Origin of the sequence: Agrobacterium tumefaciens, assembly GCA_025559845.1 — a bacterium.
In the GTDB taxonomy this organism is placed as follows: Bacteria; Pseudomonadota; Alphaproteobacteria; order Rhizobiales; family Rhizobiaceae; genus Agrobacterium.
Genome location: CP048469.1, coordinates 638,980 through 651,589, shown reverse-complemented (window position 1 = coordinate 651,589; position 12,610 = coordinate 638,980). Strand labels below are relative to the sequence as shown.

Here is a 12,610-nt window from a genome sequence, read left to right as displayed (position 1 = left end):
CTCTTGCTCCCCTCCATAGTTAACAGGACGTCAACGGATTTGCTCTAACTTGAACGGATATTGTGTTCGCGTTTTTGTTGGGTAGTGCGTTGACCGACCGGTTTCGAGAACTTGAGAGGCCAAGAGCCGTGAGGAAGAAAGATGTGGTGCTGATGGCCACCGTGACGAATTTTGAAGGCGTAGCTCGTCCGTCTAAATCCGATCTGCGGCAGTTTGCCGAACTCTTCATGCCGCTTTTCAACGCCTCTACCGATGAGGCGAAACGGGAAGCGATTGCCGCCCTCTCCCAGCATCCGACGATACCATCGGCTGTCGCTTTCTTCATTGCCAGCCAGCCGATTGCGCTTGCCGCACCCTTCCTCATTTCGTCGAAATGCCTTGACGACGATACGCTTATTACCATTGCCCGCACGCAAGGGGCAGCGCATGCGCGTGCCATCGTGCGTCGCGACGATCTTTCACCGACGGTGATCGATGCCCTGGTCGGCCTGCGCCATACACGCGATGTCACGCGGCAGACCACCAGCGACAACACGCTGCCCGCGGAGGAACCGGCCACCACCGTGACTGAAGCCGATATCGAGAAGCAGGTGGTTTCCGATCTGGAAGAGCAAATGCGTCGGCAGATCCGGGACATGGCACGCCATCTCAACCGGCCGGAACACGATGTTCTTGGTCTGCGCCGACTGACCGAGGTGCAGGAAGCGCTGCTCATCCGTTTTGCCCGTGAACGCGATGCGCGTCAGTTTGCCATTGCGCTGGCGGATTCACTGTCTTCCAGCTACTGGCTTTCCGAACGCATCATGCTCGACATCTCCGGAAGCCAGCTTGCCACGACGCTGACGGGTCTTGGTATGGAGTTTTCCGAGGCAGCCTTTGTGCTGCAATGCTTCTATCCGCACCTTGCTGCCGCTGAAGGCGACATGAGCCGTGCGGAAGCGCTGATCGATCGCCTTGATATCGTGGAGTGCGAAGAGCGCGTTGAAAACTGGCGACGGGCAGACAGTTACACCCATAGCCAGCGCGGCGAACGGCAGTTCACCCCTGCCCCGCGCAAGACGGCGGCAAGTTAAGGATCAAGGGCGGTCTGACCGCCCTTATTTTTTCGGTTGATCCACCAGGGTCAGAAGTCCGGAAATGTCATCGGTCTCAAGTTCGACGATCCACAGGTCGCTGTCAAAACGACGTTCACGGTCCAGCAACGTACTGCTTTCCAACGCGTCGACGCCCGAAAGCCTGGTTTCGAAACGTCGTTCCGCCCTGATCTCGTCATCTTCCGCAAAGCTTTGCGGCGCGGGGCCATAGAGGTTTTCCGTACCGTCACGAAAACGCTGGCGGATAAAGATGGCCCCCGCTTCCTCCGCACCTTTTTTCTCAACGGCTGCAAAACCGCCAGACGAAAAAACGCGCCGGACCAGAGCTGAAACGAATAGTTCGGATTTCAGGCGCATGATGCGAAGCCCCTTGCAGCCGTCGACGCTTACAAGGCGCCGATGGATTTCAGCTTTTTCAACACGGCTTCGCTCGGCTCACCGGTTTCGGGCAGCCGATAATGCTTTTCAAACTGACGGATGGCCATGCGGGTCTGTTCGCCAGCAAAACCGTCAACCTTCACGCCAGCATAAGCGATATTGACCAGGCCCTGCTGAATCTTTGCGACCATTTCTCGCGAGACCGGTTTTCCGGCTGGCGCCTTGCTTGTCAGCGACACCGGTTCGGCTTTGGGCGTTGATGTCTCCGCCTTGCGAATGGCGGCAGCGACCGGATCGACCTCGACCCCACCGCTTGCAACGTTGTCAGAGGGGCGGTCCTTCGGAATGGCGGCGACCGTCGCGCCATCGATCTTCAAGGCGGACAAGACACGGCTGGTCGGTTCGCCGGTCTGTTCCATACCGACGGTTTCCTCGAAGAACATGATGGCGGCGGCCGTTCTTGGCCCCATCAAACCGTCTGCCTCGCCGTCATAAAGACCGCGCCGTTTCAACTCTGCCTGGATGTCGGCGACGATCTGCTGGCGTTGATGAGCAACTGGGGCTGTCTGTTGCACCTGTTGCTGCACGGTGTCCCCAGCGACAGGCTGTGTCGCGGCAGCCGTTTCTTCCGGCCGTTCAATGCGGAAGGTCGTGACGTTGCCCTCGGTGCCGAGGGTTTGCGCCATACGGTAACCGGCAATGCCATTCGGATCGGCTGCGTCGCGCGTTCTGAGAAATGGCGAGGGATGGACACCCGGCTGATACCAAAGTGCATTGGCGGCGACGAAACCAAAGACGACAGAAAACGCGCCTATACCGCCAACCAGTTTTGGACGACGCATGATCTCGCGCCCGATGGCCGAAACCACCAAGTAAACAACGCCTGCCCCAGTCTGGGCGGCTGTTTTCTTAGGCGATTTTCGCTTTCGCGGGGCCATCCTCAACATCCTTCTTCATAACTTCGGCAAGGTCGCCAAGCTGCCTGATGCGCGGCGGAAACTCCACCATGCGGCCAGCGTCGGCGCCTTCACCTCCACCTGCGACACCGGAGCCATCCGCAGGCAGCATGATCGTTACGACCGTACCTTCGCCCGGCTTGCTGGCAATGGCAAACGTACCGCCATGCAATGCCACCAATCCCTTGACCAGCGAAAGTCCCAGTCCCGTGCCTTCATAGCGACGGGTGTATTCGTTCTGGACCTGCATGAAGGGCTGGCCCAGAAATTCTATCTTGTCGGCCGCGATACCGATACCGGTGTCGCTGACTGTCAGCTTCAGCATAGCGCCTTCGCGCGCCGCGTCCATCGAGACGACACCACCGGCGTCCGTGAACTTGATGGCGTTGCCGGCCAGATTGATCAGAACCTGACGAATTGCGCGCTGGTCGGCCGTGACCTCGCCGATACCGCGCTGGATGCGAGTGGTCAACGTGACCCCCTTCTCCTTTGCCTGAAGACCGAGCATCGCTTCACAGGATTCGATCGATTCAGCTATTGGGAAGGCTTCCATCATCAGTTCGTAGCGACCAGCTTCCAGCTTGCTCATATCAAGCATGGTGTTGACGACCGACAGGAGATGCGCGCCGGACTGACGGATGAGCGCGACATACTCGCGCTGGCGGTCATTCTCCAGCCTGCCGAAATATTCGCCGGCCAGAATATCGGAAAAGCCGAGAACCGCGTTGAGTGGCGTGCGCAGTTCGTGACTGACAGCCGCCAGAAACCGCGATTTGGCGTCGTTGGCAGATTCGGCTTCCGCCGTTTTGCGTACGGCTTCGCAGCGAAGCTCTTCAATCTCAGTGACGTCCGAAAGCTGCGCGACGATGCGGCGGAGACGTCCGGTCGCATTGCGTACGGCCGTCATTTCAGCACGCAAATGCATGAACTGCGCCGTGTTGCGCGATTTCGATCCGATTTCGACCCGCAGTTCGGCGCTGGCGCTGTCCTCGCCCTGCCGAAGCAGATCGAAAGCCTGCATCAAAGGGATGCGGTCGGAGACGTAAATATGTTCGGCGAAAATCTGCCCTGCACAATCCCGCAGGTAGCCAGGAAAGCTTTCTCGGTCTCTGCCGGATACGCGCTCGACGATACCGTTCTCATTCAGGAACATGAGAAGACCCGGTACCTGCGAAGCCAGAACGACATCACTCTCATCGCTGCTGGAGGCGACCGACGGCGCGCGTGCCGAATGGGAAAAAGCAATCAGCAGGGCAGCGGCAGCAAGAAACAGCGCCAGGACCAGAGCAGCACCAATGGGCATGGCCAGCGCCGGTCTGAACACCAGGCTAAAGACAGCGGGAACAACCAGAAGGCTGGCGCCTGCAAAGGCGATCAGTCGGCGCAGTTGCGCAACTGTTGCGGCACGCCGTTCGGCGTCCTCTTCCATGCGGGCGAGCCATCTGCCTGCAGCATGGTCAACAAATGCGACCGCTTTTTCTGTAATGTTACGCAATACCAGCACACCGAATCCCTGAGACGGATCTAACGGTGCCGACAATAGAAGAGCGCGGCTTAAGGAATGGATAAAATGAAAGCCGCCAAACGGTCGCAAATGCCTGACGAGTCCCATAACGGGGCATTCGGAACAAGCTTTGGAATTCATGGTTAATGACGGGTAAGCGACGGATTTCGCTTTATTTTTGCCGTCATGTTAACCTTTAAGGCAAACGCGCCTGCTGCTTTTGCCGACATTCTATGGCAAGCGTCGCAATTATGCTTAACATCAGTCGTTAAAATGCGATCGAATTGGCTGGCGGCACAAGGCTGCGAGGAGAATAGATACAATTTGAATTAAATTGCGCCGCTTTTTGCAATCGCACGTTCGCCGGTTGCAGGTAGCTTCTTCCCAAGCCCAAAAACGGGGCAAACGCCGATGATTCGAAATGAACGGGGCGGTAAAACGGGTTCGTCTGGCAGGGTAGTCTGACATGTGGTTTCTGATTAAAGGAACATTCTGGTTTTCGCTGGTGCTGGTAGCGCTGTCCTATTTTGGCGGCAGCAACGATGCATCCAAGGAACCGTCGACATTCGACATTACCAGTGCCGTTTCGGCCGCAGGCGACGCATACCGTTATGTCAGTGCGATCTGCGCTGAAAAGCCCGATGTCTGCGTCAAGGGCGCAGAAACCTTCCACGCGCTAGGTGAACGGGCTCGCGAAGGCGCCAAGGTTGCCTATCAACTGATCGATTCACAGCTTGCAACCGAGGACAAGCCTGACGCCGTTGCCGCAGCCATCCAGGCCGAAGCAGAGCGCGCCGAGACGCCGGTTGCCAGCGCCGAATTCGAAAGGAACGCCGACGCGGTCAAAACCGGCACGATCATTCCCCTGCCGCAGAAACGCCCCGCACTCTAAGTTTTCAGTTTGCGCCTGGCGTTCTGTTGTTCAAATCGCTTTTTCATATCAGCCACGGTTCAATTTTCGCCGCGCTTCGCCTATATGGTGCTTGATAGACCACAATGGCGGATACCAATGACCTCGCTTGAAACGATCCTCGACGATTTTTCCTTCCTCGATGACTGGGAAGACCGCTATCGCTACGTGATCGAACTGGGCAAGGCATTGCCGGAACTTTCAGATGACAAACGTACGGCCGAGAACAAGGTTCAAGGTTGCGCCAGTCAGGTCTGGCTTGTCAGCCACCGGGATGGCGCGGACGATCCGGTCATGACTTTTGAAGGCGATTCCGACGCCCACATCGTGCGGGGCCTTGTCGCCATTGTTCTTGCCGTCTACTCCGGCAAAAAGGCATCCGATATCGCTGCCCTCGACGCGATCGAAGTCTTTGACAAAATCGGTCTTGTCGAACACCTGTCCTCGCAGCGCGCCAATGGCTTGCGCTCGATGGTCAATCGTATCCGTAGCGAGGCGCGGCTTCTCACTGCGTGATAAGCGTGTCCTAACGGTCCAAACCAAGACATATCCGTGACAACAAAAAAGCCGATCGAGAGACCGGCTTTTTTCTGTTTCGATGCCTGCTGATGTTAGCGGCTGGACTTGCGACGCTGGCCCAAACCCATTTCCTTTGCGAGCCGCGAACGGGCTTCAGCATAGGCAGGCGCAACCATCGGATAGTCGACCGGCAGGTCCCACTTCTCGCGATATTCCTCGGGTGTCATGCTGTGATGCGTTGTCAGATGGCGCTTGAGCGACTTGAACGAGCCACCGCATTCGAGACAAACGATGTGATCGTCCTGTACCGACTTGCGGACAGAAACGGCAGGCTTCTGCTTTTCGACATTGATCGCAACCGATGCCGGAGCAGAGGTGCCGCTGAGCGCTGTATGGACATCCGAGATGAGGCTGGGAAGTTCAGTTACCGGAACGACGTGGTTGCTAACATAGGCAGCCACAATATCCGCAGTCAGTTCGACCAGCAGATCCTGGGCGTTACCGTATGCAGTTTCCGTCATTTAAGTATCTCCTGTTCATTTACCCCTAGAAGTAGCGGAAGACGCCGCTTCGAGTGATGTGAAGTTACTCGATCCCCCTACCTTCGCCGCGTTGGAACCAACGTGAAACCCACCCCTAGATTTCTGGCGAAAGACTGAACGTGAATTCAGCGCAATTTGACATTTGGTCATGAACACAGACAGCAATGGCCAATTGGGCCACAGTTTAGCCATCAATAAAATGCCTAAGCTGACTATGAAAAGATCAAATGCAAATCGCGATCAGCAATCTTACACTTGTTTTGGATAACATTAAAACAACGAAAGTCAAATTGCTATTCACTGCTTTTCCAGTTCAAAACAGTCTAACTGCAATACAAAAAATAACGGGTAATAAAATAATCACCCGTAGTATAATTAAAAATAAGTACCCCTGATTATTTGGGGTAAATTCAACTTTGCATTTTCTTTAAATCATCGACAACCGAGTTCTTATCAAGCAAATAACCTGCCTTATGCGCCGCCATTGCAAGAAGATGTGCCGAAACGGGTGCTGTCAGAACAAAGAAAAGAAAACCCGCCAAAGATCGCGCCAGAGTTGAAAGCTCCATGGAGTGGATGCCGACAGCCAGAAGCAGCAGTCCCGAGCCGACAGTGCCCGCCTTCGAAGCTGCGTGCATGCGCGTATAAAGGTCTGGCAGCCTGTTGATGCCAATTGCGGCGATCAGCGAAAAGGCAGCGCCCGACATCATCAGAACAACCACCAGAACAGCGATAATCCAGTCCATCAGTTTCTGCCCCTTGCCGTGTTGCCTTTCGGTTTGCTGCGCCCGTTCGCGCCAGTTCCTATGTCACTCGCCTTCGTGGACATATCGGGTGTCTTTTCCCCGTCAAGCGGTGTGCTGCTGCGGCGTTTTCCGTCCGGGCCGCGCGACAAAACGAAACGCGCAAAGGCGACCGTCGCCAGAAAGCCGACCAGTCCAAGCGCAATGGCGATATCGACATAGAGATTGAAGCCGGTGCGGATGGCGATGACGGCAATGAAACCGATGGCGATACCCACGAGCATATCGAGCGCGATGATGCGGTCAGGTAGCGTCGGTCCGACAACGACCCGGTAGACCGTCGCCAGAAAGGCAACGGACAAAAGGCCGGAAGCCAGGATCGTCGTATAGGAAACAAGCAGTTCGGGCGTCATCAGTGAAACGCCTCCATGATTTTCTTTTCGAAACCGTTTCTGATGTCGTTTTTGGTCGCCTCGATATCAGCACAGTCGATCGCGTGAACAAAAAGCGTCTTTCGGTCATCAGAGACATCAACGGAAAGCGTCCCGGGTGTCAAAGTGATGAGATTGGCAAGAAGCGTGATTTCGAAATCGCTCGTCACCGTCAGCGGATAGGCAAAGATACCGGGTTTTACGTCCAGCTTCGGCTTGACCACCATGACGGCGACCTTCCATGCGGACAGCGCAAGTTCCTTGAAGAACAGGACGATCAGCGACAGAACACGCACCAGCCTGATCCAGTAATTGCTTCCGCCGGGGATCTGGTGGCGGATCAGGCCGAGTGCCAGCGTCGATACGATAAGGCCGAAAAGGATATTCGCCAAAGTCAGGCTGCCGGTGACGGCAAGCCAGACAATCACGAACAGCAGTTGGACAACGTAAAGGCTCATGGGTTGCCCCCCTGTGGGAAGACGGACTGAATATAGCGCGCCGGATTACCGAGCCCCTCTGCCGCCTGCTGGCTGAGGTCCAGGAGTGTTTGCGGGAACACCCCGAAGAATACGACGAACAAGGTCAGGATCACCACCGGTGCGAAGGATGGCGGTTTAGGCGCGGGTATTGATGGAACGGGCGCTTCCATGGTTTGCGGACGCCAGAAGCACAGAATGAATACCCGCCCAAAAGCAATGGTAGCGATAAAGCCGGACAGGAGTATGCCAGCTGCAAGCCACCACGCTCCAATATCGAGCGCGGATTTCACCAGGACGGCCTTCGGCCAGAAACCTGAAAATGGTGGCAGACCAGAACCGGCAAAGAACAGCGCCAGCGCCGCGGCGGAGAACCAGGGCGCGCGCTTATAAAGGCCGCCCAATGCCGTCAACGTCCAGCCGCCGCCCAAACGGGCGGCATGACCGGCAACGAGATAAAGCGCAGTCATCAGCACAACTGAATGCAGTGCGTAGAAGATCGCACCACCAACACCGGCCGGCGTGCCGATCGCCACACCCGCCATCATGTAGCCGATGCCCGAAATGACGATGTAGCCGAGCATACGGCGAATATCGTTCTGAGCGAGCGCTCCCATCGCGCCAAGCACCATGGTCAGAACGGCAGAAATGGCGATGACGAGGCTGAGTTCCTCCCGCTCCACGGGGAACAACATGACCATGACGCGCAGCAGCGAATAGATGCCGACCTTGGTCAGCAGACCACCGAACAGCGCCGACACGACGATACGTGGTGTATGGTAGGAAGCAGGCAGCCAGAAATTCACCGGGAAGGCCGCAGCCTTCATCGCAAAGGCGAGCGCGAACAGGGTGGCCAGTGTCATCAGCGGCGCCGTGGCGCGCAACTCGGTCGCCTTGAGCGCGATATCGGCCATGTTGAGCGTACCGAATATGGCGTAGAGATAACCAACAGAGATCAGGAACAGCGTTGTGCCGATGAGGTTCAGGATGGCGTATTTCAGCGCGCCATCGATCTGCTCACGCGTCGAACCGAGCACGATCAGGCCGAAAGACGAGATCAGCAGCACCTCGAACCAGACATAGAGATTGAAGATGTCGCCGGTGAGAAAGGCGCCGTTGACGCCCGCCATCAGCAACATCAGGAACGGGAAAAACCCATAGCGTCGGCCGCTATTGTCGATATCAACGCTGGCATGGATGGCAGCGGCAAAGGCCACGATGGAGGCGGCCAGCGCCAGAAGCGCGCCTGTGAGATCGGCAGTGAAAGCAATGCCGAAGGGCGGCAGCCAGCGCCCCATGACCATGGTGAACGGGCCGTCGAAAACAACTTTGCGCAACAGCGCCGCATTCAGGAAGACCAGAAGGCCGAGAGATGAAATGGCGATCGTCGCATGCAGGCGAATGGATTTTCGCAGCATCATCAGCACGGCACCCGTGCCGATGCAAAGTGCGATCGGCAGGATGACGAGCCAGTCGGCAAGCGGCACCTTGTCTAGAACGAGCGCGACGGAAAGATCGGAAATGACAGTGGTCGTCGGTGAAGCCATGTTTTTATACCCTGCCTTGCTCAATAGCCGAGCGGCGGCAAGGGCTCGCCTGCGGGTTCTGCGGTGCGCATCTCATCCGTATCGTCGGTGTTCAACTCCTGGAAAGCGCGCCAGGTGAGGACGAGAAGGAAGCAGAAGAACGAAAATGAAATGACGATAGCCGTCAGGATCAATGCCTGCGGTAATGGGTTGGCCGTGCCTGCGGGCAAGGTGTCCATTCCAGCCGGAATGATTGGCGGTACTTCGCGTGTCAGCCTTCCGGCCGTAAACAGCAGCAGGTTCACGGCATTGCCGAGAACCGCGATGCCCAGCAGGATACGGATGCTGTGGCGCGACAACATGAGGTAGATTGCCACCGAAAAGAAGATGCCGACGAGAATAGAGAAGATCGCTTCCATCAGTCGCTCTCCCTTTCTTCCAAAGCCAGCGCAATGGAGGTAATTGCGCCCACCACGACAAGATAGACGCCGATATCGAACGACATGACGGTCGAAAGCGGAATCTCGACGCCGAACACTTTCGGGTAGATCCACAGACCAGTCATGAAGGGAACACCAGCGGCAATCGAGATGACACCTGAAAGCAGCGATAGAAGCAGCCCTGCACCGGCAATCGACAGCGGATGGAAGATGATCGCGCGTCTGACCGCGACAACGCCATAGGCAATGCCATAGATTGCCAGCGCTGACACGGCAATCAGCCCACCGATAAAACCGCCGCCCGGTTCGTTGTGACCGCGCAACAGCACGAAGATCGAAAACAGCCCCATGAGGCTTGTAATGACGGGTGCGACGGTGCGCAGGATCAACGTGTTCATGCGCCTGCCCCCTTCTTCAAGGTCTTTTTCGTTTTGCCTGGTATCGCGGCAGCCGGGCGGATGCGGATCAGGGCAAGAATAGCAAGACCGGTAATCATCACCACTGCGATCTCGCCCAACGTATCCGTTCCACGGAAGTCGACGATGATGACGTTCACGACATTGGCGCCGTGAGCGATAATCTTGGAATAGGCGTTATAGAAATCGGTCAGGCGGTTGTCGAAACTCGCTTGCGTGGCGCGTAGCAGAAACAGCGCGAAGCCCGTTCCGCAGGCAATGGCAATACTGCTGTCGAGCAGCTTCTGGCCAAGACCGCGATGATCGGAAAGCGACAGACGCAATCGCGTCATCACGAGAGTGAGGATAACGACGGACAACGTCTCGACCATGAACTGCGTGAAAGACAGATCCGGTGCGCCAAACAGCAGAAAGATCACAGCGACCGCAAACCCCTGAATGCCAAGCGCAATGATTGCCGTCAGGCGGCTCGATGCTGTCAGGACGGCAACAAGACCGGCCACAGCAATCACCACGAATGTCAGTTCATGGATGAGAATGTCATGCGGCCAGGCCGGCATGGCCGGAAGCTCGCCATACACGAAAAGCGGCACCAGCAGAGCAGCGCCCACCACCGCGAATGTCGCGGTGACATAGAATTCCAACCGGCCCGGCTGCAGGAACCGTGTCACATGAAACGACAGTTTTACGAGTGCAGAAATAAATGCGTCGAAACCTCTGTCCGGTCCGGGGCCGATGGCTTCGAGCGAGCGGGCCACCAGACCGCGCATCGCATCCAGTTTCGAAAAAATCAGTATGCCTGCCGCAATGGTCAGCAGCGACAGACCAAGCGGCACACCAATGTGTGGGATGAGCGAGATATCGACCTCACGCGGTTTGGCAGCGATAGCACTCGCCATCGGCGTCGAAACATAAAAATGCGCGATGCCCGAAAACAGAGCGATGGTCAGTCCCTTGACTGCCAGGAGCGCGGGCCCGAGCCATAGCAGAACCGGACCTTCGTGGGCGTGTTTCGGGGTTTTTACCGGCTTGCCGAGAAAAGGCTTGAGGGCTACCGCGAAAGCCACAGCAAACATCAGCGCGTTGCCAAGAATGGCAACCCCGGTAAACAGCACGCTGCGCGGATCACCGTGGGCTAGTGCGTAATAAATCTCTTCCTTGGCGAGAAAGCCAAAAAACGGCGGCAGTCCCGCCATGGAAATGGCAGCGCCCAGCGCGGCAGCAAAGGTAATTGGCATTGCCTTGCGCAAGCCACCAAGCTTCGTCACGTCGCGGGTTCCCGTTTCGTGGTCGATGATACCGGCAACCATGAACAACGCACCTTTGAACAGCGAATGCGCCACGAGATAGAGCACCGCTGCTTCGATGGCGTGTTCCGACCCGAAACCTGTCAGCATGACGAGAAGGCCAAGCGACGAGACCGTGGTGTAAGCCAGCATCAGCTTGAGATCGGTCTGGCGCACCGCAAGCAACGCACCAACCAGCATCGTCAGGCCACCGAAGAAAGGCAGAAGGATTTGCCAGGCGGCCGTATCGCCAAGCACCGGGTTGAGGCGCATCAGCAAGTAGACGCCCGCCTTCACCATGGTTGCAGAGTGCAGATAGGCCGAAACCGGTGTTGGCGCTTCCATGGCGTTGGGTAGCCAGAAATGGAACGGAAACTGTGCTGATTTGGTGAAGGCGCCGCCGAGGACCAAAAGCAGCGCAGCCAGATAGTAGGGGCTTTCTCGCAGGACGTCGCCCCCATGCACCAGGATCGACAGTTGCGTTACGCCGCTGATATTCCAGATGAAGATCAGACCGGCGAGCAAAAGCAGACCGCCGCCCCCGGTGACGACAAGCGCCTGAAGAGCGGCGCGACGGGAGGCAGCACGTTCATGATCGAAGCCGATCAACAGGAACGATGTAATCGAGGTCAGTTCCCAATAGACGAACAGCATCATCAGACTGTCAGAAACCACGACGCCAAGCATCGCGCCCATGAACAGCAGCAGGAAAGACAAGAACCGACCTTGCTGCGGATGGCCTTTCATGTAACCACCCGCATAAAGCACGATCAGCAGGCCGATACCGGTAATCAGCAGCGCGAAGGTGAGCGACAGACCGTCGATGAACCAGGAAAAACTGAGATTGAAGCTCGGGACCCAGCTATAGCCGCCGGTCACGACGCCGCCCGCGGCAATCTCCGGCAGCATTCCGGCGAAGTTCAGGAAAGCCAATGCAGGCGCTATCGCCAATATCCATGCCGCGTTGTGGCCCACCTTGCGAACAAGAGCAGGCGCAGCAAGCGCCGCCAGAAATGGCAGAAATAGCGAAATGAATGTCAGCGACGTGACATTTTCGGTCATTGTATCTCCCGGCCCCTGTGATCCAGCTTCGACATTTGCATCCATTCGCAGCCTGCGCGAGAGCAAATCTCGAAATCTCAAGGACCACTAACAAGTTCATGTTCCCGGTGGTATGTTCGAACCCGATTGTGGGTGAGATCGCCGCCAGCAGCACAATCCAACCTCAGATTCGACCCACCGCGCCAGTCTCTGGCGACTCCCTTAAAATCGAATGTCCCAGTTAAGGCAAAGGACGTACCACCTCAACCCAAATCGGCTCTAACAAGCGGCCATAACGCGTTCGTTATGAGTGGCGTTGTGTCTTCCCCCTCTTTCAACTTGCCGTCC

At 56.7% G+C, this 12,610-nt stretch carries 14 protein-coding genes; 3 read left to right on the top strand and 11 right to left on the bottom strand.

Features of this window, described 5'->3' with window-relative positions:
- Positions 1-143: 143 nt before the first annotated feature.
- Entirely contained in the window at positions 144-1,073 is a 930-nt protein-coding gene (locus FY156_03190; protein ID UXS03003.1) for a DUF2336 domain-containing protein, read from the top strand.
- A 24-nt stretch (positions 1,074-1,097) separates the two neighbouring features.
- Here FY156_03190 and FY156_03185 read toward each other — a convergent pair whose 3' ends face one another.
- From FY156_03185 to FY156_03175, 3 genes are read right to left on the bottom strand one after another with little or no spacing between them, the layout of a single operon-like run.
- Positions 1,098-1,451 carry a DUF1491 family protein gene (locus FY156_03185; protein ID UXS00564.1) on the bottom strand — a complete coding sequence of 118 codons (354 nt, stop codon included), beginning with the start codon at positions 1,449-1,451 and terminating at the stop codon, positions 1,098-1,100.
- A 29-nt stretch (positions 1,452-1,480) separates the two neighbouring features.
- Positions 1,481-2,410: a peptidoglycan-binding protein gene (locus tag FY156_03180; protein UXS00563.1), complete on the bottom strand. Its 930-nt coding sequence runs from the start codon at positions 2,408-2,410 to the stop codon at positions 1,481-1,483.
- On the bottom strand, positions 2,382-3,914 hold the full coding sequence (locus FY156_03175) for a HAMP domain-containing histidine kinase (protein UXS03002.1): 1,533 nt from the start codon (positions 3,912-3,914) through the stop codon (positions 2,382-2,384). Before FY156_03175 ends, FY156_03180 begins: the two co-directional genes overlap by 29 nt.
- Positions 3,915-4,398: 484 nt before the next feature.
- On the opposite strand from FY156_03175, the gene FY156_03170 reads away from it, so the two are divergent.
- Both FY156_03170 and FY156_03165 read left to right on the top strand, forming a co-directional pair.
- Positions 4,399-4,824 (top strand): DUF5330 domain-containing protein, encoded by a 426-nt coding sequence (locus FY156_03170; protein ID UXS00562.1) that lies wholly within the window; start codon positions 4,399-4,401, stop codon positions 4,822-4,824.
- 117 nt (positions 4,825-4,941) lie between these two features.
- Positions 4,942-5,358, top strand: a complete 417-nt coding sequence (locus tag FY156_03165; GenBank protein ID UXS00561.1) for a SufE family protein — start codon at positions 4,942-4,944, stop codon at positions 5,356-5,358.
- A gap of 95 nt (positions 5,359-5,453) precedes the next feature.
- Here FY156_03165 and FY156_03160 read toward each other — a convergent pair whose 3' ends face one another.
- From FY156_03160 to FY156_03125, 8 genes are all read right to left on the bottom strand, one after another.
- Entirely contained in the window at positions 5,454-5,882 is a 429-nt protein-coding gene (locus FY156_03160; protein UXS00560.1) for a MucR family transcriptional regulator, read from the bottom strand.
- 431 nt (positions 5,883-6,313) lie between these two features.
- Positions 6,314-6,652, bottom strand: a complete 339-nt coding sequence (locus FY156_03155) for a Na+/H+ antiporter subunit G (protein UXS03001.1) — start codon at positions 6,650-6,652, stop codon at positions 6,314-6,316.
- Complete coding sequence (locus FY156_03150) at positions 6,649-7,059, bottom strand: cation:proton antiporter (protein ID UXS00559.1); 411 nt, start codon at positions 7,057-7,059, stop codon at positions 6,649-6,651. Before FY156_03150 ends, FY156_03155 begins: the two co-directional genes overlap by 4 nt.
- Positions 7,059-7,535 (bottom strand): Na+/H+ antiporter subunit E, encoded by a 477-nt coding sequence (locus tag FY156_03145; GenBank protein UXS00558.1) that lies wholly within the window; start codon positions 7,533-7,535, stop codon positions 7,059-7,061. Before FY156_03145 ends, FY156_03150 begins: the two co-directional genes overlap by 1 nt.
- Complete coding sequence (locus FY156_03140; protein ID UXS00557.1) at positions 7,532-9,100, bottom strand: Na+/H+ antiporter subunit D; 1,569 nt, start codon at positions 9,098-9,100, stop codon at positions 7,532-7,534. Before FY156_03140 ends, FY156_03145 begins: the two co-directional genes overlap by 4 nt.
- A gap of 20 nt (positions 9,101-9,120) precedes the next feature.
- The gene (locus FY156_03135; GenBank protein UXS00556.1) at positions 9,121-9,498 is read right to left on the bottom strand and encodes a Na+/H+ antiporter subunit C; all 378 of its coding nucleotides are present in this window, start codon (positions 9,496-9,498) and stop codon (positions 9,121-9,123) included.
- Complete coding sequence (locus FY156_03130) at positions 9,498-9,917, bottom strand: Na(+)/H(+) antiporter subunit B (GenBank protein ID UXS00555.1); 420 nt, start codon at positions 9,915-9,917, stop codon at positions 9,498-9,500. The genes FY156_03135 and FY156_03130 overlap by 1 nt, the downstream gene beginning before the upstream one ends.
- Entirely contained in the window at positions 9,914-12,283 is a 2,370-nt protein-coding gene (locus tag FY156_03125; GenBank protein UXS00554.1) for a putative monovalent cation/H+ antiporter subunit A, read from the bottom strand. Before FY156_03125 ends, FY156_03130 begins: the two co-directional genes overlap by 4 nt.
- Positions 12,284-12,610: the final 327 nt, after the last annotated feature.